We start from the raw sequence: 22,222 nt of genomic DNA, 5'->3' as shown, positions 1-22,222 counted from the left end.
GCAAATCGCGCGATACCGTCATCGAACCCGGCCATGCCCCGCCTCGTCACGGACCGGCATCGATGCCGGCCGATAACGCTCGGGGGAGCATCATGCCGATCATCCGTTCCGGCACCCGCATGATCGCGGGTGTCTCGCTTGTCGCCCTGGCGGCAGCCGCCCTGCCCGCAGCCGCCGCGCCCGACGATGCACCCGCCGGCGCCGTCGCCGCGGTAGCGGGGCCGAGCGTGTCGGGGCACGTCTACGACGCGACCGGCGCGGCGCTGCCCGGCGCGCGGATCGCGGTAGAGGGTACGGCCGCGCAGGCGACCACCGATTTGCAGGGCGGCTTCACGATCGCCACCCCCGATGCGGACGGATCGGTCACGCTGCTGATCGACTATCTCGGCCGCCCGCCACAGACCGAGGCGGTGACCGCGGCGCAACGCGGGCGCGACGTCGAGATCACGCTGCCCTCCGCCGGCGAGAGCAACGGCGACATCGTGGTGCGCGGCGCGTCGCTGCTCGACAATACCGCGCGCGCGCTGAACCAGCAGCGCACCGCCGACAACACGATCACCGTCATCTCCGCCGATGCGATCGGGCGCTTTCCCGATCCCAACATCGCCGAAGCGCTGCAACGCGCGCCCGGCGTCGGCATCGAGCGCGACCAGGGCGAAGGCCGCTACATCAACGTGCGCGGCGCACCGTCCGAATGGTCGGCGATCTCGGTCGACGGCATCCAGATCCCGTCGGTCGACCCGACGACGCGTGCGGTCGACCTCGACACCCTGCCATCGGACATCGTCGCCAATCTGGAGGTGACGAAGTCGCTGCTGCCGTATCAGGATGCGGATTCGATCGGCGGCGCGGTGAACATCACCACGCGATCTGCCTTCGATCGCAAGGGCTTCTCGCTGACCGGCATGGCGGGCGCCAGCTACAACCAGTTCGGCAAGGGCAGCGACTATCGCGCGTCGGGTGCGGTCAGCGACCGGTTCGGCGCGGACCGCCAGTTCGGGCTGCTGCTGTCGGGCAGCTATTCGTTCACCCACCGCCGTCCCGACAATGTCGAGAATGCGTGGACGCCGACCGCGGCGGGACTGCGCGTGACCGAGACGCTGTTCAAGGATTACGACACCAAGCGTGAGCGGATCGCCGGCACCGGCGCGTTCGAATGGCGCCCGGCGGACACGACGCGGATGTGGGTGCGCGGCACCTACGCCCGGTTCGAGGACGACGAGTTCCGCGACCGGATCGGCATCACCTGGAATGCGGGCAATGCCGCGCCGGTCGCCGGGTCGACCGACACCGCCGCGACATGGGGCAACACGCGCATCGAGAAGCAGGTGCGCCACCGCGTGCAGGTGAACGAGATCTGGACCGCGACCACCGGTATCGAGCAACGGCTGGGCGACGGGCAGGTGCGCGCCGACGTTGCGTATAGCGAAACGTCGCAGACCTATCCGCGCCGCGACGAATTGCTGTTCCGGTCGTCGTTGCGCCCGACCCTGTCGTACGATGTCGGCGGCGACGCGGACCTGCCGCGCTATTCGCTGTTCACCAGCAACGAGCATCTGCAGGCCGATCGCTACGCGTTCCGCGAGAATGCGTATCGGGCCAATACGACGAAGAACGACGAGTTCACCGCACAGGTCCGCATGGACATTCCCCAGCCGCTGGGCAGCGGCAGCGCGACGCTGTCGGCCGGCGGCAAGTACCGCGCGCGCAACATCCGCGCCGACGAGGAACGGTTGCGCGATCAGCGCGCGTCCGCCGCGCCGTCGCAATCGCTGGCGGGGCTGCTGTCCGACGAGGAATCGCGCAACTTCGATTATGCGCTGGGCGACCGGTTCGACACCGGGCTGGCCGACGCCTATTTCGACGCGACCCGGGCGGCGGCGCAACGCCGGCTGCCGCAATCGGTCAGCGCCGACTATCGCGCGACCGAGCAGATCCTGGGCCTGTTCGGGATGGGCAAGTTCGCGTTCGGCGACACGACGCTGATCGCCGGGCTGCGCGTCGAGGCGACCGATTTCGGCAGCACCGCGCCCAGCGTCGCCCGGGACGGCACGATCGGCACCGCACGCGGGCAGAGCAATTACACCGACTTCTTCCCCAATCTGACGCTGCGCCAGGCCTTCACGCCCAATCTGATCGCGCGCGTCGCCCTGACCCGCGCGATCAACCGGCCCAACTTCCCGCAGATCGCCCCGCGCGTGCTGGAAGCGACCGAGGGCAACACGATCCGGGTCGAGTTCGGCAACCCCGATCTGCGCCCGACGCTGTCGAACAACGTCGATGCCGGCGTCGAATATTACATCCGCCCGCTGGGAGTGATCGCGGTAAACGGCTTCTACAAGGACCTGAGCGACTATCGCTACAACGTCAGCGGGTTCGGCACCTACAATGGCGTGGCGGGCGCGATCCTGAGCCGTCCGGCCAACGCGCGCGAGGGCAAGCTATACGGCGTGGAAGTGAATTGGCAGCAACAGCTGGCGTTCCTGCCCGGCGTGCTGGGCGGGTTCGGGGTGTTCGCCAACTACACCTACACCGCGGGCGACGCGCGCTTCGATGCGCCGTTCGGCGGGCGCACGCGGTTCCGCCTGCCCGGCCAGTCCAGGCATATGTGGAACGCGAGCGTGTTCTACGAACGCGGGCCGGTGAACCTGCGCCTCGCCTATACCAAGCGCAGCGATTACCTCGACGAGATCAATGCCGACGTGCCGGCGCTCGACCTGTATTGGGAAGGCCGCGGGCAACTCGACGCGACCGGCAGCGTGCAGCTGGCGCCGGCGATCAACCTGTTCGTCGAGGGCAAGAACCTGACCAACTCGGCCGGCGTCCGCTATTACGGCGAACGGCAGCGCGTCTACGAATATGAGAAGTTCGGTTATACGATCTTCGGCGGCGTGCGGGTGAAGCTGTGAAGGTGCTGGTCCCGCTGGCGTTGCTGGCCGGCTGCGCGACGGCGACGCCGACGCCCGACGTCGTGCCGAACGTCGCGGCCAGCGCGGAAACCGATCCGGTCGCGACCGCCGACGATGCCGCGGACGATCCCGCGATCTGGCGCAACCCGCGCGATCCGGCGCGGAGCCTCGTGATCGGCACCGACAAGCAGGCCGGGGTCCACGTCTACGACCTGAAAGGCAAAAGGCTGTCTTTCACGCCCGCCGCGCGGCTGAACAACGTCGATCTGCGCGACGTGCGGGGTCGCGTGATCGTCGCCGCCAGCGACCGTGCCGACACCGGCGTCGCGCATGTCGCGTTGTTCGCGCTCGACACGGACAATGCCCGGCTGGCACCCTTGGGGCGACATCGCGCCGGTGCCGGAGAGGCTTACGGCATGTGCCTGTGGCGACGCGCGCGCGACGGTGCATTGTTCGGGTTCGTGGTGATGAAGGACGGGCGGATCGACCAGGTCGCGATCGATCTTGCGGCACCCGCCCCGCGCCTTACCACGGTACGTTCGATGAAGCTCGCCAGCCAGGCCGAAGGCTGTGTCGCCGACGACCGTACCGGTATGCTGTACGTCGCCGAGGAAGACGTCGGGCTGTGGCGTTTCGCCGCCGACCCGCGCGCACCGGTGACGGGCACGCCGGTCGCGCGCGTCGACGGGCGAACGCTGGTCGCGGATGCCGAAGGGCTGGCGCTGGCACCACACGGGCGCGACGGCGGGTGGCTGGTCGCGTCGAGCCAGGGCGACAACGCCTATTCGCTCTATCGCCTGCCCGGCGTCACCTATGCCGGGCGTTTCCGGATCGCCGGTGGCACGGTCGACGCGACCAGCGAAACCGACGGCATCGAACTGGCGCTGGGCGATTTCGGACCGGAATATCCCAAGGGGCTGTTCGTGGCACAGGACGGCGACAACGCACCCGACACGCAGAACTTCAAATATGCGAGCTGGGCCAAGGTGCTCAAGGCACTGCGGCTGCGCTAAGCCGCCGGTCGCACGTCATCCCAGCACGGCCCCCGCGATCGTCACCCGGTAAGGGAAGCGCGTCGGGGTCGGGAATGCCGTATCGCCGTTCCACCCCAGCGGCTGGTAGACATAGGGCGTGGCGGTGACCGCAAGGACGTAGCGGCGGCCGGCGACCACGGGCAGTTCGGCACTGGCCGTCCCCGCTTCGTCGACGACGCCCATCGTGCTGTACGTCGCACGACCCGCGGCGTCGATCGCGACGATGCGGAACCGCCACGCCGACTGCGCCGCCTGCGGATCGCCGGTCAGGCGCACCGCGACGCTCGTCGCGCCGCTTGCCGGGGCAAGGCGGATCAAATGCGTGCCATATTGCAGCAACGGCCGATCGGCGGGCGAGCGATAGTCGCCGGCCGCACTCCCCGGCGACAGCGCGGCATAACGCTCGGTCGCCGGCACCCTGCGCGCATAATCGAGCAGCGCCTTGCCCATCTGGAAGTCCCCAGCCGCCAACCGCGCGCCGAACCCGCCCATGAAGTCCGCGAAGCTGCGCCAGCCGTTCGGAAACGCGCCGCTCGCCTGTCCCAAACGGACGATCGCCTCCATCTGGTCCTCGCGGCTGCGCCCGCCGGGTTCGCGCAGATTGTCGGTCCAGATCCGCCACCACAGCGGGCGGGTGGCATCCGCCTCGTGCAGCGCGACCAGCCACGGCCAGTTGGCATAGCGCAGGTCGGACAAGGTCGGCCCCTTCTCCAGCTGCGCGAGATAGCCCGACACCTGATCGCCACCGTTCAGCGACAGCGATACGCTGTTCCATTCGGCATAGCTTTCCCACGCCGGGCCGACCGACGGCCGATCGCGGAACCCGCCGGTATAGGTGGAGATGACGTGCGAGAATTCGTGGATCAGCGTCGTCGAGCCGGGCTGGAGATATGTGCTGCTCATCCACATCGCATCCGACGCGCTGGCCCCGCAATCGCCGCGGTCCCCGCCCGAGACCCATGGCAGCCCGGTGCCACAGATGTACAGGTTCACCCGTTTCGGCGCGGCATCCGCGAGATAGGGCAGCGGCGCGTCGAGCAAGTGGCGGTTCAACAGCCAGACCTGTTCCGCCCACGCACCGGTATCGCGCAGCATGTCGTCCCACGACGCGCCCCGCCCGGCCTGATGGGTGTAGCTGAACCCGGTGCGATCGGTGCCATACCAGATGCTGAAATGCTGCGTGTGGTAGACGCCGAGCCGCCCGGCCGTGACGTCCGCCGCGCTTGCCCGACCGAATTGATAATCGATGGCATGGCTGCGCGTGTCGGCGGCCAGCGGGTGTTCGGCGGTTCGCGCGTCGATCTCCGCGATATCGCCGGCAGCGAACGATCCCGCCTGGAACGAGCGCCGGCAACCGTCGGCCATTTCCAGCACCACCGTTCGCCGCGAGAAATCGGCATCGCGCCCGAACGCGACGACCAGCCGCGCATCGAAGGGCGCACCCGCGGCGCGGCCCGGATCGTCGGCGCGCCCCGCATCGGCATCGGTGTCGAGCGGGGTCCAGCGGCGCAGCGCACCGGGCGTACCCCAAGGCTGCCAGGTCGACGCGGTGACGCACGGTGCCGCGGCGGGCGGCGTCGGGGTCGGCGCAGGCGTCGGGGCAGGTCCCGGCGTCGCGGTGGGGACGGGTACCGCCGCGACATCGCCGTCACTGCCGCCCCCGCCACAACCCGAGAGCAACAGCGCCAGCGTCCCTAAAGCGGCGCGGCGACGACAAGCATGGATTCCGATCATGCCCGCCGTCCTATCCCATGATAGTTTACAGCATGTTTACAAAACCGGCTTCCCCCAGGCCGACGGGTCGAAGCGCCCCCCGTGCCGGTCAGACGATATGCATCATGCCGATCGCCTCGTAACGATATGATCCGCTGCCCATCGCATGCACGTCACCGGCACCGTCCCACGGGTCGAAGCTCGCCGCATGCGCCGCCTCCGCGCCGAAGCCGAGCTTCAGCAGCGCCAGTTGCGGATCGTGGTCGGTCGGGCGATCGCCGCCGAATTCTGCGTTCAGGTGCACCGCGTCGAACGATGCGCCGTCCAGCAGGCCCCCGGTGACCAGCATGTTGTCCAGCGCCTGCGCATTGCCCTGGAACATGTAGCTGTAGCGCTCCTCCTCGGGCAGCAGCGAATTCAGGTTGGTGAACTTGCCGCCCTGCGCCGGATCGGTCAGCTGGGTCTGCGCCTGCTCGAAATAGAAGCCGTTCCAGTCGCCCATGATCGCGACGTTGAGCAACGGGTCGGCGGCCAGCCGGTCGTTGACCCATGCCTTCACCCCCGCGGCCTGCGCGGTGCGCGACGTGTCGCCGGCATCGAACGGCGGCGGGGTGACGCCCCACAACGGATCGCTGCCGCCGCGCGAGGTGAAGTGGACGTTGATCGTCGTCACCTGCTCGCCGTTGAAATCGAACGTGGCCGCGAGCGGCTTGCGGCTGTTGGCATAGGCGTCGCCGGCGATCAGCGTCGCGCTGCCCGCGACGTAATCGACGCGGTCGAGATTGTAGAGGTAACCGTTGCGGATGTTGCCGCCCGGCTCGCCGCCGGTGGTGCCCGCGCTCGTCGGCGCGACCTCGACATAGCCGTAGCGCCCGCCGTCGATGGCGGCGATCGCATCGATCAGCCCCTGTGCGGTCGCCTGTCCCGACAGGTCGCTGCCGTTGCCGGCGCCATCGGCGTCCTGGATCTCCTGCAACGCGACGATGTCGGGCGCCTGCAGATTGTAGACGATGTTGCCGGCCAGCACGTCGAACTTGCCGTCGCTGCTGTCGAGGTTCTCGACATTGTAGGTCGCGATCGACAGGTGCGTCGCGTCGCCCTTCAGCGCGGTCACTTCCTTCGCCAGCGTGACGTCCTTCGTCACCGACACCGCCTCGGTCACGATCACCTCGTAGGTGGCGTTGGCGTAATTGACGACGCCCGTCACGCCCGAGAGCCGGTCGCCGATGCTGTAGGCGGGTTCGAAACCGTCGAAGACCGCCGCGTCGCGCTGGATCTGGATCTTCTCGGGATTGTAGTCGCCCGGCGAGATCGTGATCCCGCCGCGCGCGTTGACGCCGGACGCGCCCTCCCCGCCCGCGACGACCACGTCGGTTTCGCGCCACTGGTCGGCGGTGGTGTTCGACACGACGTGCGGGGTATCGAGCGTGACGCGCATTCCCTCCAGCGCTTCCCAGAACGCGATGCCGTCGGTGATCGCCTGCGTCGGCGGGGTCAGACCGCCCGGCCCGACCAGCGTCGCCTCCGGCAGGTCGTCACCGGTGGTCTCGACGGTGATCGACGTCGGGTTGAGCTGCGTCACGGTCAGCCCGCCGGTGCCGGCGCGGAATTCGCTTACCCGGCCCTCGATCGACAGCGTGTCGCCCAAGAACACGTTCTGCGGCGCCGCGGACGTGAAGACGAAGATGCCGTCCGAGGTGGCGGCGTCGCCGTCGCCGTCATCCTGGATGTAGAAGCCGTTGCTGTCGATCGCGGTCACGATGCCGCCGGTGTGCACCGTCTGCCCCTCGTACGCCGAGCGCGCGGCGCTGCCCTGGATTTCGCCGATCGACAGCTGCGCGATATCGTCGTTGCGGATCGTGCCGGTCGCGACCGCACGGTCGACGGTCGCGCCGCCGCTGGCGTTCGACAGCGTGACGGCGAACGTCTCGTTGCGCTCGGCCAGCATGTCGCCGGCCACGGCCAGGCGGATCGTCGCGCTGGTCTGCCCGTCGGCGAACGCCACCGTGCCCGCAAAGGCGGTGCCGGCGGCGAAGTCGCCCGCATCCGCACCGTCCACGCCGCCCGGCAGCGTCACGCTCCATCCGGCCTCGACCGCGCCGCTGCTGCCGCCGACCCGCGACACGGTGAAGGCGATGTCGTGCGTGCCGGCGTCGCCCTCGGTGGTGGTGGCGTCGGCGATCGACAGCACGCCCGGCTGCGGCGCGCCCGCGCCGCTGCTGGTGACGCGGATATCGTCGATCCCCACCCATTCGTCGCTGCCCACCGCATTGGTGGTGATGACGCGTACCTGCAACGTCGCCACGCCGTTCGCCGCGTCGGGCAGCGTGACGTCGATGCGGCTTTCCTGCGTCGCGGTGCCGGCGGTGGTCGCATCGGCGATATAGGCGGACGGCAGGTCGATCCACGCCGCGGTGTCGGACAGGCGATACTGGACCGCGACCTGCTGGACCGCATTGTCGGCGCCGCCGTCGATATCGCGCACCGTGGCGGTGAAGCGCACGTCGCTGCGCGCGCGGGCGTCGAGGTAGAAAGCGAGATACGGCGCGTCGGCGGTGCCCGAGCCCTGCAACGCCACGACCGGGTTGGCGATCTGGAATTCGGCGATGCCGCCGTTGGTGATCGCGGTGCTGGTCTGGTTCGCGATCACGTCGACCACGTCGCTGCTGCCGGCGAGGTCACGCGGATCGGTGCCGGTGCGCGTCGTCAGGTCGTCGCCGCGGAAGCCCATGATGCCGGGAACGCGGCTCCAGTCATCGTCCTGCGAGATGAGCGATGCGTCGCTCCAGTCCTGGACCAGGTCGCCCGCACCAAGGTTCCAATATTGCGTGCTCACGTCGCATCCCCCGTTAACCCGTTCCGTTAGCGAAGCGCCTAGCCAGCGATCATGACAGAGCGGTTGCAGATCAAGGGCCTGTCTCGCGACGCGCCTGTCGCGTGACTGCAACATCGCGCTGATAGGCGCCGGGCGTTCACGAAGATTAACGGGGGTTTGCGGATCATGAAGCGGATGATGATGGCGGCGGCGCTGGTCGTCGCGGGCACGGCGTCGGTTCCGGCGCAGGCGGCAACCTATAGCTACGACGGTGGCGCGCGTTCGGTGGGGATCGCCGGCACCGGGCCGATCGGCCAGTCCTTCGCGATGGTCGGCACGACGCTGTCGTCGTTCGGCTTCCAGCTTCAGACCATCAATTCCACCGACAACGCCCCGCTGAACTTCACACTGTACGATGGCGAGGGTCTGGGCGGCATCGCGTTGAAGCAGATCAGCATCACCGCGCCGGGCAGCGCGCTGCGCACCGCCTTCTGGCAGGACATCGACCTTGGCGGGCTGTCGCTGACCGACGGACGGATCTACACTGCGGCGCTCACCACCGGCACGACGCGGCTGGCGGTGATGTACGGGCCGGGCACCACCGGCACCGTCGATGCCTATGCGGGTGGACGATTGCTGACCGGCATCGCGCTGCCGACCAGCAACCGCAGCTGCACCGCCGGGCTGTGCGACGCCAACTTTCGCTTCACCAGCACCACGCCGATCGGCGGCGCGGTGCCGGAGCCGGCAACCTGGGCGCTGCTGACGCTCGGCTTCGGCGCGGTCGGCTATACGTTGCGGCGCACGCGGGGCACCCGGCTGTCGCGCCGGTTGGTGTAGGGAAGCGGGGGAGCGTCATGGCTCCCCCCCCTGCCCCGTCCGTCCCGGCAAAACGCGCGGCCGGTATCAGGCGAAGTCGCCGAGGTCCTCGGCCGGTTCCTCGGGAAGATCGACGGGCGTCTCGTGCTCGTCGTCGTGCGGCAGGTCGTCGGGATCGATCATGGCGGGGCTCCGGTTGCTCGTGCCACTGTCAACGCGGCGCACGGCGATCGGGGCCCCTGCCCGCGCGGCTCAGTCGCCGATCGGGCTTTCGCCGTGCTTGCGCAGCACGTCGTTGAATGCCTCCGCCATCAACGCCTGGAGGCTGCGCCCCTGTCGCCGCGCCAGCATGTGCATCGCCAGCGACATATCGGGCGAGAAGAAGCCGGCGATCTGCTTGCGGCCCTCGCGGCTGACCGGGCGGGCGGGCGGCGCAGCGACCGGTTCGGGAACAGATGCCGCCTTGGCGCGCGGGGCCGGCGCAGCTGCCGGCGGCGGGGTGGCGCCGCGCAGATTGGCGAAACTGGGCTTGCGGCTCATGCGGGCACCTTCTTGCGAAAACGCGGTGTTGGCATGTCGAGTTGTCGACATACCCATTTGTAAAGCTCGCGAACGTCCTGCGCGGCGCGGCCGGCCGGTTCGGTTTCCATGACCGTTCGCCCTTCCGCGCTGGCGTGGCGGAAGGCGGCGCGATCGGGCAGCATCACCGGACACGCCGGCGTGCCATAGCCTTCGACCAGTTCGCCCGCCTCGGCATAGACGCGCGGGGCGTTGGGGCTGCCGGCGGTGAAGACGACGAACGCGGGCTTGCGCAACAGCTGCACCAGCTTCGCGCTGGTCTGGATCGCGGCGAGATCGAACGCGCTGGGACGGCACGGAATCAGCACGAGATCCGCCACCTCCACGGCGGCGCGTGCGGCGCTGTCGGCGTGCGGCGGCGTGTCGATGACGATCACCTTCGCGCCCTGTTCCCCGGCCTGCGCCACCTTGGCGGCAAGCCGCGGGGGCGGGCTGTCGATCACTTCGGGCGGCGCATCCTGTCGCCACGCCGCCCATTGGCTGGCGGTGGCTTGTGGATCGGTGTCGATGATGAGCGAGACCGCGCCCGCGTCCTGCGCCGCGGCGGCGAGATGCAGGGCGAGCGTGGTCTTCCCCGCCCCGCCCTTCTGACTGATGATCGCGATCGTCGGCATGTGTGCCTTTCTACATGTCGCGGTGTCGACATGGCAACATGAATGCGCGTCTACATCGGTGCTTTTCGCAAGCGGGCGCGTGACGGGGTGCGTCGCCCTGCCCCGCACATCGCGGTCGCATGGGCCGGCAGCGTCGGTTTGCACGTTGGCAAGCAAGTTTGCGGCGGGTGGGGAGCGGCGCTTGGCCTGTCCGGGTGGGTGATAAAGCGCGTCGACATGCCGACATGTCGATCGTGCAGTGAGGGAGGTCTCACGCTCGCCGCCACCCTGCCCGGCCCGCTGGTGCGTTGCCGGGTATCCGTGCTGACGCGCGCCTTCCGGCACGCCGTCGATCGGTCGACGTGTCGACATATCGAAATACCGACAGAACGCCGACTGTCGCGCGCCGGCGAGCCGCGACAGCGCGCCGGATCGGGTGATCGGAGCGCGAGGTGGCGCCTGCGTGGTGCCGCATGATTGGCCCGACGTGTCGACATGCCGACACGTCGAGCGTCCCTGCCAGCGGCGCGGCCGGGTCCACCGGGCGATGCGTTCAAGGTGGACGATCGCCGCAACGGCATGTCCGTGGTTGAAGCGCTACGCAAGGGGAGGGGACACGCGCACCGCGAATGTTGCGAATGTTGAGACCTCCGCGCGTACGATGTCCCGGTTTGGGGGTCGGGCAGGGGGTGTGGTGAGCCACGCCGACGCGGCGTGGAGTCCGCGAATGTTGCGAATGTTGAGGCAGTGGCGCAGTGGCGAATGCCCGGCCGCTCGCCGCACGGAGCGGGGCAGGGCAGGGCAGGGCAGGGCAGGGGCCAATCAATCGTCATCGTCGAGAAGCTAGCGCGAAGCCGGCGATGTAGGACAGCTTGCGCATGCCCCACTGTCGACATTCCGACATATCGACATGTCGGTGAGCAGGCCATGACTGCGGGGAGTGGGGGGTTCAGGTGTGGTGGCAGCGCGATGCGCCGTGGCGAAGAGCAGTCGGGCGCGTGGCACCCATGGGTTCGCGGCCGCACGGCCGGGGGCGGGTGGAGGCGGGCGCGTCTCCGGTCCGGCGCGCGCGCATATGCTGACGGGGAAGGGACGCTGCCGAGACCGAGCGTCGGTGAGACGGGCCGGCGCGCGGCACGTTCCGGTATCAGACGCGAGGAGCGGTGCAGCGGCAAGAACGACCGGGCCGTTGCATTTCCGTCTCTGCGGGTATCGGCCCGACGTCGCGGATGCCGGTGCCGACGCGCACCGACACGCGGAACCCCGATCGTCGCATCACGACCGCGCCCGGGGGGCGGGGACGCGGAGCAGGGGGGCGTCACGCCATGCTCCGCCTCGCCGGCCTTGCGGCCCGCTGCCGTGCGGGCGGTGCGCGCATCACCGTCGGCGATGCGCCGTCCTGCCCCTGTCACGCGGCGTGCACATCCCGGCGACATGACAGGTGGACGTGTCGCGGTGTCTACGCGTCGACAGCAACCCAGAGGCTGGCCGTTGCGGACGCCGTAGCGACGCTCGATACGGTTGCTTCGTTCCGCCGGCCTCTCCGTCCGCTGCCGCACAGGCGGAGAGCGCGTCATCGCCGGCGATACATAGACCCGCCCCTGTCACGCGGCGTGCACATCCCGGCGACATGACACGTGGACGTGTCGGGGTGTCGACACGTCAACAGCAGCGCGGAGGCGAGCCTTTGCCACGCCATAGCAGCGCTCGATACGGTCGCAGCGCCACGGCGGCCTTGCCGATCGCTGCCGCACAGGCGAAGAGCGCGTCACCGTCAGCGATGCGTCGTCCTCCCCCTGTCGCGCGCCATGCCCATCCCGACAAGATGACACATCGACGTGTCGGGATGTCGACACGTCAACAGCAGCGCGGAGGCGAACCCTTGCCCACGCCGTAGCGGCGCTCGATACGGTTGCGGTGGAAGTCGGCGCGGCTCAGCACCGCGGCGTCGGGGTGACGTTCGCGGCAATGGGCGAGATAGGCGTCGTAATCGGGAACGCCGACCATCAGCCGCGCGGTCTGGCCGGCGCGACGCCATGCCTTACGCCACCAGTGCATCGCCACCCTCCTGCCCGATTTCCTGTGCGGTCGGCCGCTCGCTGGCGAGCGCACGTCGGGCGACCGCGATGCCATAGCCGACGATCGCCAGCACCAGCACGACGAAGAACGCGCATACCGCGGCGTCGACGCGGTCGTTGAACACGATCCGCGCCATGTCGGCCGGCGTCTTCGCGGGGGCAAGCAGCCGCCCCTCCGCCATGGCGGTCGCGAAGGTGTCGGCATGCGCCAAGAAGCCGATGCGCGGATCGGCGTGGAACAGCTTCTGCCACCCCGCCACCAGCGTGCAGATCAGCAGCCACACCGTCGGTGCGATCGTCACCCATGCATAGCGCTGGCGCTTCATGCGGAACAGGATGACGGTCGCCAGCACCAGCGCGATCGCGGCCAGCATCTGGTTGGAGATGCCGAACAGCGGCCACAGCGTGTTGATCCCGCCCAGCGGGTCGGTGACGCCCTGATAGAGGAACCAGCCCCATGCGCCGACCGCCATAGCGGTGGCGAGCAGGTTGGGGATCAGTTTCTCGGTCGCGCGCATCGCCGGGATCACGCTGCCGAGCAGGTCCTGGATCATGAAGCGCGCCACGCGCGTGCCGGCATCGACGGTGGTCAGGATGAACAGCGCCTCGAACAGGATCGCGAAATGGTACCAGAACGCCATCAACGCCTGCCCGCCGATCACGCGGCTCAGGATGTGCGCCATGCCCACCGCCAGCGTCGGCGCGCCGCCGGCACGGCTCAGGATCGTACGCTCGCCGACATCGCGCGCGATCTGCGACAGCGCCTCGGGCTGGATCGCGAAGCCCCAGTCGCCGATCGCCTTCGCCGCGCTCGCCACGTCGGTGCCGATCAGCGCAGCCGGCGCGTTCATCGCGAAATAGACCGCGGGGTCGAGCACGCACGCCGCGATCAGCGCCATGATCGCGACGAAGCTCTCGGTGAGCATCGCGCCATAGCCGATGAAGCGCAGGTCGCCCTCGGTCGCGATCATCTTGGGCGTGGTGCCGCTGGAGATCAGCGCGTGGAACCCCGACACCGCGCCGCACGCGATCGTGATGAACAGGAACGGGAACAGCGCGCCCGCGAACGCCGGTCCGCTGCCGTCGACGAAGCGCGTGACCGCCGGCATGTTCAGCTCCGGCCGGACGATCAGGATGCCCAGCGCCAGCCCCGCGATCACGCCCACCTTCAGGAAGGTCGACAGGTAATCGCGCGGCGCGAGCAACAGCCACACCGGCACCACCGAGGCGATGAAGCCATAGGCCATCAACGCCAGCGCCAGCGTCGGCCCGGTCAGCGTGAAGACCGGGGCGAGGGCAGGGGAGGCGGCGACATGCTGCCCGCCCATGATCGCCGCCATCAACAGCACGAAGCCGATGCCGGACATTTCGGCGATCCGCCCGGGCCGGACGAAGCGGCCGTAGACGCCCATCAGCAGCGCGATCGGGATCGTCGCGGCGACGGTGAACGTGCCCCACGGGCTATCGGCCAGCGCCTTCACCACCACCAGCGCCAGCACCGCGAGCAGGATGACCATGATCGCGAGCACGCCGACCAGCGCGATCGTGCCGGGCACGCGCCCCATCTCGGTGCGGATCATGTCCCCCAGCGAGCGCGCATCGCGCCGCGTCGAGAAGAACAGGATCAGGAAATCCTGCACCGCGCCGGCGAACACCACCCCGACCAGCAGCCACAAGGTGCCGGGCAGATAGCCCATCTGCGCCGCCAGCACCGGGCCGACCAGCGGCCCGGCACCGGCGATCGCGGCGAAATGGTGCCCGAACAGCACGTTGCGGTCGGTGGGCACGAAATCCAGCCCGTCGGCGCGCCGTACCGCCGGGGTGGCGCGGCCAGGGTCGACCTGCGCCACGCGCGTGGCGATGAACAGCCCGTAGAAGCGATAGGCGACGAGATAGGTGCACAGCGCCGCGGTGACGATCCACAATGCGTTGACCGGCTCGCCGCGCCGCAGCGCCACGACGCCGAGAGCGCCGGCCCCCAGCAGCGTGATCGTGCCCCACAGCAACCATTCGCGTGGCGTTCGCGGCATCAACTGCGCCCGCTCCCCCCTGATCGCCGTCGCCATCGTGCCGCTCCCCGCCCGTTTCTTTCGGCGACCATCGCACCGCGACCCGGGCCACGCCACCCCCCACGGACCTTGATCGCGGGCGCACGCCGCCCTCGGCCGCGTTCGTTGCAAATCCGGTCGGCGCCGTGGACACGCAGCGGTTCACGCCCAGTCTGATCGTCTGTCGACACCATGAAGTGCCATCGAGATCCGGAGCAGTCCCATTGCCGCACCCCGTTCTTGCGAAGATCGACCACGAGAAGCCCTACTTTACCCGTAAGCTGTCGAGACGTTGCCGCGACGGCGATCATGAATGCGAATTACATGTCTGGCTGCCGGTACAGATGATAATGGCGGCTGGGTATCCGCAATCCACATCACCGATATCGGCTTGCCGGCGATCTCCGCCATGCGGGGCGACGATCCGCTCGGCGCACTCCTGAGCGCGGTGGCTTTCACCCGGAATGTCGTCGATGCCCACGATGAGACCTTCCTGTACGGGGATTTCCAGTCGGAAGGCGCGGGCCTGCCGGTGACGCCCGATCGCGGGTTTCCACCCAAGCAACTCGCTGAAATCGAAGCCGAGGCGCGCGCAACCGCCGAAAAGGCCGCGCAGGTCCATCATGATCGACTGATGGCTGATCACGACGAGGACTGACGACCGCCGTCTCACGCCTCGCGATTCCGTCGCGCGCCGGCTATGCGGTCGCTCCGCCGGCGCAAGCCGCCACCCGTTCCATCCGGAGCCCGCATCGATGTCATCCCGCCGTTCCCGTCAATCGCTCGCCTGCATGGCGAGCATCGCCACGCTATTTGCGGCACAGCCCGCGCTGGCCGAGGACGACATACAGGGCTGGGCGGCGGTGACCGCGTCGGGCGCGGTGCGCGGCGACCTGTTCGTGTGGCTGGAGGGGCAGGCGCGCTTCACCGACGATCTGGGCGGCGGCACGCAATTCCTGCTGCGCCCCGCGATCGGCGCGCGGATCGCGCGCGATGCGCATGTCGTCGCCGGTTACGCCTATGTCCGCACCGATCCGCGCGGCGGCACGCTCACCAACGAACATCGGCCGTGGCAGCAGGTGCAGTTCGCCCCCGTCCGGCTGGGCAGCGGCGCGCCGCTGGTCATCAGCCGCACCCGGCTGGAACAACGCATGGTCGAGGGGCGGGACGGCACCGGATGGCGGCTGCGGCAGATGGTGCGGCTCCAGGTGCCGATCGGCCAGCCCGGCGGGTTGCAGGCGGTCGCCACGACCGAAGGTTTCTTCAACCTCAACAACACGCGGTGGGGCGTGCGCGACGGGGTGGACCAGTGGCGGACGTTCGTCGGCATCGGCTTTCCGGTGATGCCCGGCGCGCGGCTGGAGCCCGGCTATCTCAACCAGCGCGTCAACCGGCCCGGTGCCGACCGCGTCAACCACATCCTGAGCGCGACGCTGTTCGTCAGAATGTAGAACGGTCGACGTGTCGACAAAACGACACGTCGACCCACATCCTATGCCGCCTTGTCGAGCGTCGCCATGTCGATGACGAAGCGGTATTTCACGTCGCTCTTCTGCATCCGCTCATAACCGTTTTCGATATCGGCCATGTCGATCATCTCGATATCGGCGACCAGCCCGTGTTCGCGGCAGAAGTCGAGCATTTCCTGCGTCTCGGCGATGCCGCCGATCAGCGAGCCCGCCAGCGCGCGTCGCCTGAACACCAGCGCGCCGACCGAGGGCGAGGGGTGCGGCTCCTCCGGCACGCCGACCAGCGTCATCGTGCCGTCGCGCTTGAGCAGCATCAGGAACGTGTCGAGGTCGTGGCTGGCCGCGACGGTGTTCAGGATGAAGTCGAACGTGCCGGCATGCGCGGCCATCGCGTCGGCGTCCTTCGACACGATCAGGTCGGTCGCACCCAGCCGCCTGGCGTCCTCGCGCTTGTTCGGCGAGGTGGAGAAGACGTACACGTCCGCGCCCATCGCCGCGGCGATCTTCACGCCCATGTGGCCGAGCCCACCCAGCCCGACGATGCCGACCTTCTGGCCCGGCCCGACCTTCCAGTGCTTGAGCGGGGAATAGGTGGTGATGCCCGCGCAGAGCAGCGGCGCGACCGCGGCGAGGTCCTTCTCGTCATGGCCGATCTTCAGGACGAAGCTTTCCTTGACGACGATATGGTCGGAATAGCCGCCGAAGGTATGCCCGCCCAGCACAGGGTCCGGCCCGTTGTAGGTGCCGACGAAGCCGGTGGTCTCGCAATATTGCTCCTCGCCGTCGCTGCACGACGCGCACCGCCCGCAGCTGTCGACCATGCAGCCGACGCCGACCAGATCGCCGACCGCGAACTTCGTCACGTCGCCGCCGACCGCGCGCACGCGGCCGACGATCTCATGCCCGGGCACGCAAGGGTAGAGCGTGCCGTCCCATTCGCCGCGCGCGGTGTGCAGGTCGGAATGGCAGACGCCGCAGAACAGGATGTCGATCGCGACATCGTCCGCTTGCGGATCGCGGCGTTCGAAGGAGAAGGGGGCGAGCGGCGCGTCTGCGGACGACGCGGCATAGCCATAAGCGGTGGTGGTCATGGAAAACCCTTGTGGATCGTAGAAGATGCGGTGTCGGTGCCGTGACGCGGGCGTCATGGCGTGCGGTGAACGAACGAAGGGGCGGGGAGTGCCCGCGCGTTCGTGCGCCGCGTTCGCGCGCCCAGGTACGGGCGCCGCGGGGCTAATCCGGCGGGGTGTCGGATCGTTCGAGTTCGACGATCTCGAACCGATGGTCGCGCCAGCCGCGCTGGCGGGCGGCATCGTCGAGGGCGATGCGCTTGCGCTTCGCCTCCGCAAGCGACGCGGTATGGCCCCAGAATACCTCGGTTCCGCCGTTCGCCAGCGTGGCGACGATCCGCCAGTAATGCGTGAAGGCCGCAGGCGTCGGGCCGATCGTCTTCACGTAACCATCGGGCAGCCGGGCGGTCAGGTAATAACGGCGCTTCGCCATCGTACGGCGGCAGCGGGCATCAGTGCCCGTAGGTCTTGATGCCCCGTCGCCGCAGCTTCTCGCGCTTGCGCCGACGCATCACGACGATGGCGGTGGGCACCGCCACGGCAACCAGCACGCCGATGATCGCATAGGCGACCAGTTCCCGGGAAAGCTCGATCATGCCAGCCCTTTTGCACGGAAGATCACGGGTGTCACCATGGTCGGGTGTGAAACGGATCAGGCCATCTCCGCCGAAAGCGTCCATGGATCAAGGGGATCACGGCGTATCCAGCGCGTCGCCAGCCATTTCGACCCGGTCAGGACCGGCAGGCCGGCATGGCGGCTCGCCGGGTCCGGGCGGTCGTCGGCCAGCGTGTTGAAGAACAGCAGCGCATCGCCGCCGCGTGGCGTAACCGTCACGCCGGGCACCGGAAAATGCGTCTCGCCGCCGGTGAACCCGCCGTTGAGGTACAACAGCATCGTCGCGACACGCTGATTGTCGGCATCCTGGATGGTGTCGAGATGCGGGCGATATTCCTGCCCGGGGCGATAGCGCAGCACCGTCAACGGTTCGCCCTGGGTCACCGCCGTTCCGCTGGCGGCCGCGATCCGCATATTGATGGCCCGCACGACGAGATCCTCGTGAACCGGCCCGATCGCCGCGCCGTCCGACGTACGGATCGGATGCGCGACCCGGCGCCCGCTGGCCGGATCGATGATCCGCGCCGGCTCCAGCATCGCCGCCGCCACGGTAGCGACATGCGCGCATTCCGCCGCGGTCAGGAACGCGCGGAAATGCACGATGCGCGGTTCGGTCGCCAGCCGCTCGCCACGCGGCGGGGACGACGGCCCCCCGTCAGCGTCGAGCGCCATCCCCTCGACCAGCGCGCACTGCGCCGCCGCGACATGATCGCCCCCCGCGGCGACGCGCAGCAGGGCGAGCGCCGCGGCCCAGTCGGCGGCCCCGCCGCTGCCGTTCGCGGTCAGCGCGACCTCCATCAGCGCCGCGTCGACATGGCCGATCTCCACCGCACGGCGCAGCGCCGCGCGTGCGCGCCCGAGATCGCGCGCGACCGGCGTTCCGCGCAGGTGCCAGACCGCCAGCAACATGGCGGCATCGGCGTCGCCGTCGCGGGCGTTCGCCGCCAGCAGCGCGGTGGCCGCCGCGACCTGTCCCGACGTCGCCAGCCGCTCCGCCTCGATGACCGACGTTTGCGCCATCGCCAATGCCTTTCCCGAATGAGAAAAGGGGCCGGGCATGGCCCGACCCCTTTGCTATGCCGTGGTCGATCGCATCAGAAGCGGGCGGTAAGGCCCGCGTAGAAGAAGCGGCCGCGGTTGTCGTAGATGCCCGAGCCCAGGCCGATGCCGGTCAGGCCATACGGCGGGTTGACGTCGCCGACGTTGTTGACGCCGCCGTAGAAGTCGAACTTCTCGCTCACCTCGATGTTGAAGTTGATGTCGTTGTAGGTGACGGTCGGGTACTTCTGGATCGGCGCGTAATCGAGGTTCTGCGGCGGCTGGCCGTTGACCCCGTTATAATCCTCCCACGTATTCAGGTACATGCTGTCGATCCAGCGCAGCGTGTGCCCGATGCGGAAGGCGCCGAACGTCAGGTTGGTGAGGATGTTGAAGCGATCCGACGGCAGCCCGAGTTCGTCGGTCTGCACGTTCTTGAAGTTCGGCCGCGACGGATCGTTGAAGCGGTCGAGCTGGAACATGTGGTTCCACACACCGCGCAGGTTGGCGCGCACGAACCCGAAATCGCGGTTGTAGACGATCTCGGTATCGACGCCGCGCGTGCGCAGCTGCGCATAGTTCTGCGGCACGTCCTGATACGACGCCTCGAGGATCTGGAACGGCACTTCGCCGGCCGGACCACCCCCGGCGCCTGCACGCTGGAACAGCGCGCAGAACTGGTTGTCGAGCGTCGGCGAGTCGTAGCAGGTGTCGAGCGCCTGCTGGACGGTCGGCGAGGTGATGACGTCCTTCACCTTGATGTCGTAATAATCGACCGACACCGACAGGCCCGGCAGGAAGCTGGGCTGGAACACGCCGCCCAGCGTCAGCGAGTCCGACGTCTCCGCCTTCAGGTTCGGGTTGCCGCCGCTGCGGATTTCCAGCGAGGCGGTGTAGACATAGTCATATCCCGCCGGGGCGCCTGCCGCCGCGCAATTGGCGGCGCGCGTCGCCGAACCGGTGCCGATGTTGCGGGCCGAGCACGGATCACTCGGGGCAGGGGTGAAGTTCTGCCCGAGCGGCGAGTAATTCTCGCCGAGGTACGGCGCACGCACCGCGCGCGAATAACCGCCGCGCAGCAGCAGGTCCTGCACCGGCCGCCATTCGGCCTGGCCGTTCCACGCATAGACCGTACCGGCCCCGCCCTTGTAATCGGCGACGCGGGCGGCACCGGTCACACGCAATTCCTTGAACAGGAACACGTCCTTCAGCAGCGGGATCGACAGCTCGCCATATGCTTCCTTCACCTCGAAGGCCGGCGCGCGGAAGCTGGGGATCGCGTTGTAGAAGTTGTACCCGGCCTGGGTCAGCGGATCGAGATCGTAGGTCAGCGTCTCGCGGCGGTATTCGCCGCCGACCGAGAAGCCGACCGGCCCGGCGGGCAGCTCGAACAGCTGGCTGAGATCGCCCGCCACGAAGCCGTTGACGACGAACTGCGTCGCCTTGCCGTCGGCGGTGGTCGGCGACACCAGGTAATTGCGCGCCGCCTCGCTGACCGATCCCTGGCCGAACGGGTTGAGCGGAACGCAGGCCGCCACGTCCGAGGCCAGCTGCGTCGGGTTACCGCCGACGTCGCTGCCGGCGTAGGCGGCATCGACCTGCGAACGGCAGACGATCTGGCCGGCGGCGTTGCGGGTCGAATCCAGCGCCAGCAGGAAGCGCTGGGTATTCACGTTGCCCGTGATGACGCTGTTTTCCTTGTGCTGGCCGTAGTTGGCCGACACTTCGTAGTTCCAGTCGTCGTTGAAATCGCCGCGGACGCCGACGACGGCGCGGAACGTGTCGCGCTGCAACCGCTCGTCACGGGTGCCGAGATCGACCCAGTTGCGCCGCGAGGAGAAGCGGTAGGTGCCCGCCGCGACCTGCGCCAGCGCCGCGGCCTGGTTGGCGGCGGCCTGTTCGGCGGTGTTGTTCGCGGTGCGGAAGGCCGCGCCGCTGTTGGGGTTCACGCCCGAATTGATCGCGGCGATCAGCTGTTGCGAGATCGTGCCGCGCGCGGCGGCCGACAGGAACGGGTTGTCGAGGCGGACGCCCTCACGATTGACGTTGCTCGACCCCGCGTTCGAATAGGAACGGTCGGTGAAGCCGGCGATCGGCGTGCCGTCACCCACCGTCTGCCCCTGCGAGAAGAACGGGCCGCTCTGCGAACCGAACGCCTCGGTGCGGACGTACTTGGCCTCGATGAACGGCACGAAGGCCGGCGAAACCTCGAAATGGCCGAGCACGTTCACGACGTAGCGGGTCGTATCGGGCGACAGGACCAGCAGATTGCCCTCGCGGCTGGTGGTGCCGTTGCCGCCGACGAAATTGCCGTTGGGGCCGAGACCGACGCGCTGACCGGTCTGCGCCACCAGGCTGCCGTCCGGCTGGAACAGATAGCCGCAGGTGAACGCCGAGCCGATCGAATCCGCGCCGCAACCCGGTGCGCCGTTGCCGTAGCGGAAGCCCAGCTGCCCGCCGAGGCCGATCGTCGCGCTGCGGATGTCGCGGTAGAAGGTGCGGTCGAACACGCTGTCGGCCGGTGCGCTGGCCGGATCGGTGTCGGTGACGATGAAGGCGTCGTTGCGGCGCAGGTTGCGGCGGCCGGAGGCGTAATAATCCTGCTGGTGCGCATATTCGGCGTTGATCGAGATGTTGCCGCGACCGTCGGCGAAGTTCTTGCCGGCCAGGATCGAGACGATCTGGTTGCCGGCATCAGCCTTGTCGCTGATCCCGCCCTGCGCGCGCAGCTGAAGGCCTTCATAGTCGTTCTTGAGCACGAAATTGACGACGCCCGCGATCGCATCCGACCCGTAGACCGACGAGACGCCACCGGTGACGATGTCGATGCGCTCGATCAGGTCGGTCGGCATCGTGTTGATATCGACGGCATTGCCGTTGTTGATGATGTCGGCGGTGACGTGACGGCGGCCGTTGACCAGCGTCAGCGTGCGGGCGCGATCGAGGTTGCGCAATTCGAGGAAGTTGAGCCCGCGCGTGCCGAGGCCCGACGTCGAGTTCTGCGATCCCAGCGACGGGCGCAGCTGCGGCAGCTGGTTCAGCGCGTCACCGATCGAGATGCGCCCGGTCTGGAGGATCTCCTGCGGGGTGATCGTGGTGATCGGGATCGGCGAATCCTCGTTCGGACGACGGATGCGCGAACCGGTGACGACGACGTCGACGGCCTCCCCGGCATCGTCGGCGACGGGCGGTGCCGACAACGCGCCGGTCTCGGTCTGTGCGCTGGCCATACCCGGCAGCACCGCGAAAGCCCCGATCAGCGCCGTAGCGCACAGGTAACGCGACAACTTCATGATCCTAAACCCCTTTTAATCTGGGGTTCATGAAGACCGCTGCGGTGGGCAGTGACAAGCCGTTGGAGGCCATCAACCCAAGTGTAAGAAATGTTTCTTACATAGCAGTCACATGAAAGGCACGACCTGAATTAGTATCAAACCGGAC

Annotated in this window: 16 protein-coding genes; 5 read left to right on the top strand and 11 right to left on the bottom strand. The window is 68.5% G+C overall.

Annotated elements, in window-relative coordinates; all coding sequences use genetic code 11:
* Positions 1-92 precede the first annotated feature (92 nt).
* Together ASE95_RS16620 and ASE95_RS16615 are read left to right on the top strand one after the other, a co-directional pair.
* Positions 93-2,909 (top strand): TonB-dependent receptor, encoded by a 2,817-nt coding sequence (locus tag ASE95_RS16620; RefSeq protein ID WP_200918874.1) that lies wholly within the window; start codon positions 93-95, stop codon positions 2,907-2,909.
* Complete coding sequence (locus ASE95_RS16615; protein WP_082450230.1) at positions 2,906-3,922, top strand: phytase; 1,017 nt, start codon at positions 2,906-2,908, stop codon at positions 3,920-3,922. The genes ASE95_RS16620 and ASE95_RS16615 overlap by 4 nt, the downstream gene beginning before the upstream one ends.
* Before the next feature lie 15 nt (positions 3,923-3,937).
* Here the strand turns inward: ASE95_RS16615 and ASE95_RS16610 are convergent, their stop codons facing one another.
* Together ASE95_RS16610 and ASE95_RS16605 are read right to left on the bottom strand one after the other, a co-directional pair.
* The gene (locus ASE95_RS16610; protein ID WP_056638935.1) at positions 3,938-5,677 is read right to left on the bottom strand and encodes a DUF6055 domain-containing protein; all 1,740 of its coding nucleotides are present in this window, start codon (positions 5,675-5,677) and stop codon (positions 3,938-3,940) included.
* Positions 5,678-5,765: 88 nt separating this feature from the next.
* Entirely contained in the window at positions 5,766-8,492 is a 2,727-nt protein-coding gene (locus ASE95_RS16605; RefSeq protein ID WP_056638932.1) for an endonuclease/exonuclease/phosphatase, read from the bottom strand.
* Positions 8,493-8,657: 165 nt separating this feature from the next.
* On the opposite strand from ASE95_RS16605, the gene ASE95_RS16600 reads away from it, so the two are divergent.
* Complete coding sequence (locus tag ASE95_RS16600) at positions 8,658-9,311, top strand: PEPxxWA-CTERM sorting domain-containing protein (protein ID WP_056638929.1); 654 nt, start codon at positions 8,658-8,660, stop codon at positions 9,309-9,311.
* A gap of 231 nt (positions 9,312-9,542) precedes the next feature.
* Here the strand turns inward: ASE95_RS16600 and ASE95_RS16595 are convergent, their stop codons facing one another.
* The 4 genes from ASE95_RS16595 to ASE95_RS16580 form a co-directional block, all read right to left on the bottom strand.
* The gene (locus ASE95_RS16595) at positions 9,543-9,830 is read right to left on the bottom strand and encodes a ribbon-helix-helix domain-containing protein (RefSeq protein WP_056638925.1); all 288 of its coding nucleotides are present in this window, start codon (positions 9,828-9,830) and stop codon (positions 9,543-9,545) included.
* Entirely contained in the window at positions 9,827-10,483 is a 657-nt protein-coding gene (parA, locus tag ASE95_RS16590; protein ID WP_056638922.1) for a ParA family partition ATPase, read from the bottom strand. The genes ASE95_RS16595 and parA overlap by 4 nt, the downstream gene beginning before the upstream one ends.
* A 1,836-nt stretch (positions 10,484-12,319) precedes the next feature.
* Positions 12,320-12,520, bottom strand: a complete 201-nt coding sequence (locus ASE95_RS16585; RefSeq protein WP_056638919.1) for a YbdD/YjiX family protein — start codon at positions 12,518-12,520, stop codon at positions 12,320-12,322.
* A complete protein-coding gene (locus ASE95_RS16580; protein ID WP_056639128.1) occupies positions 12,504-14,570 on the bottom strand; it encodes a carbon starvation CstA family protein in 2,067 nt (688 codons plus the stop codon). Before ASE95_RS16580 ends, ASE95_RS16585 begins: the two co-directional genes overlap by 17 nt.
* 409 nt (positions 14,571-14,979) lie before the next feature.
* Here ASE95_RS16580 and ASE95_RS16575 point away from each other — a divergent pair, with 409 nt between their 5' ends.
* Together ASE95_RS16575 and ASE95_RS16570 are read left to right on the top strand one after the other, a co-directional pair.
* Positions 14,980-15,246 (top strand): hypothetical protein, encoded by a 267-nt coding sequence (locus tag ASE95_RS16575; RefSeq protein ID WP_156348104.1) that lies wholly within the window; start codon positions 14,980-14,982, stop codon positions 15,244-15,246.
* Positions 15,247-15,379: 133 nt separating this feature from the next.
* Positions 15,380-16,039, top strand: a complete 660-nt coding sequence (locus ASE95_RS16570) for a DUF2490 domain-containing protein (RefSeq protein ID WP_056638913.1) — start codon at positions 15,380-15,382, stop codon at positions 16,037-16,039.
* A 41-nt stretch (positions 16,040-16,080) separates the two neighbouring features.
* Here ASE95_RS16570 and ASE95_RS16565 read toward each other — a convergent pair whose 3' ends face one another.
* From ASE95_RS16565 to ASE95_RS16550, 5 genes are all read right to left on the bottom strand, one after another.
* A complete protein-coding gene (locus ASE95_RS16565; RefSeq protein WP_056638910.1) occupies positions 16,081-17,148 on the bottom strand; it encodes an NAD(P)-dependent alcohol dehydrogenase in 1,068 nt (355 codons plus the stop codon).
* 142 nt (positions 17,149-17,290) lie between these two features.
* Positions 17,291-17,560: a hypothetical protein gene (locus tag ASE95_RS16560; RefSeq protein WP_056638907.1), complete on the bottom strand. Its 270-nt coding sequence runs from the start codon at positions 17,558-17,560 to the stop codon at positions 17,291-17,293.
* A gap of 19 nt (positions 17,561-17,579) precedes the next feature.
* Positions 17,580-17,723 carry a hypothetical protein gene (locus ASE95_RS18105; protein WP_022688179.1) on the bottom strand — a complete coding sequence of 48 codons (144 nt, stop codon included), beginning with the start codon at positions 17,721-17,723 and terminating at the stop codon, positions 17,580-17,582.
* Positions 17,724-17,779: 56 nt separating this feature from the next.
* Positions 17,780-18,763 (bottom strand): 2OG-Fe(II) oxygenase, encoded by a 984-nt coding sequence (locus ASE95_RS16555; RefSeq protein WP_056638904.1) that lies wholly within the window; start codon positions 18,761-18,763, stop codon positions 17,780-17,782.
* Positions 18,764-18,837: 74 nt separating this feature from the next.
* The gene (locus ASE95_RS16550) at positions 18,838-22,074 is read right to left on the bottom strand and encodes a TonB-dependent receptor domain-containing protein (RefSeq protein ID WP_056638902.1); all 3,237 of its coding nucleotides are present in this window, start codon (positions 22,072-22,074) and stop codon (positions 18,838-18,840) included.
* Positions 22,075-22,222: the final 148 nt, after the last annotated feature.

This window comes from Sphingomonas sp. Leaf231, assembly GCF_001421995.1.
Lineage (GTDB): Bacteria > Pseudomonadota > Alphaproteobacteria > Sphingomonadales > Sphingomonadaceae > Sphingomonas.
Note: the sequence above shows the minus strand (reverse complement) of the source record. Positions and strands in the feature narration are given on the sequence as shown.

Excerpts from the sequence above, each read along its gene's own strand:
- ASE95_RS16570 (WP_056638913.1), top strand. The coding sequence starts at position 15,380 with ATGGCGAGCATCGCCACGCTATTTGCGGCACAGCCCGCGCTGGCCGAG.
- ASE95_RS16595 (WP_056638925.1), bottom strand. The coding sequence starts at position 9,830 with ATGAGCCGCAAGCCCAGTTTCGCCAATCTGCGCGGCGCCACCCCGCCG.
- ASE95_RS16565 (WP_056638910.1), bottom strand. The coding sequence starts at position 17,148 with ATGACCACCACCGCTTATGGCTATGCCGCGTCGTCCGCAGACGCGCCG.
- ASE95_RS16610 (WP_056638935.1), bottom strand. The coding sequence starts at position 5,677 with ATGATCGGAATCCATGCTTGTCGTCGCCGCGCCGCTTTAGGGACGCTG.
- ASE95_RS18105 (WP_022688179.1), bottom strand. The coding sequence starts at position 17,723 with ATGATCGAGCTTTCCCGGGAACTGGTCGCCTATGCGATCATCGGCGTG.
- ASE95_RS16620 (WP_200918874.1), top strand. The coding sequence starts at position 93 with ATGCCGATCATCCGTTCCGGCACCCGCATGATCGCGGGTGTCTCGCTT.
- parA (WP_056638922.1), bottom strand. The coding sequence starts at position 10,483 with ATGCCGACGATCGCGATCATCAGTCAGAAGGGCGGGGCGGGGAAGACC.
- ASE95_RS16580 (WP_056639128.1), bottom strand. The coding sequence starts at position 14,570 with ATGCCGCGAACGCCACGCGAATGGTTGCTGTGGGGCACGATCACGCTG.
- ASE95_RS16560 (WP_056638907.1), bottom strand. The coding sequence starts at position 17,560 with ATGGCGAAGCGCCGTTATTACCTGACCGCCCGGCTGCCCGATGGTTAC.
- ASE95_RS16600 (WP_056638929.1), top strand. The coding sequence starts at position 8,658 with ATGAAGCGGATGATGATGGCGGCGGCGCTGGTCGTCGCGGGCACGGCG.
- ASE95_RS16550 (WP_056638902.1), bottom strand. The coding sequence starts at position 22,074 with ATGAAGTTGTCGCGTTACCTGTGCGCTACGGCGCTGATCGGGGCTTTC.
- ASE95_RS16585 (WP_056638919.1), bottom strand. The coding sequence starts at position 12,520 with ATGCACTGGTGGCGTAAGGCATGGCGTCGCGCCGGCCAGACCGCGCGG.
- ASE95_RS16555 (WP_056638904.1), bottom strand. The coding sequence starts at position 18,763 with ATGGCGCAAACGTCGGTCATCGAGGCGGAGCGGCTGGCGACGTCGGGA.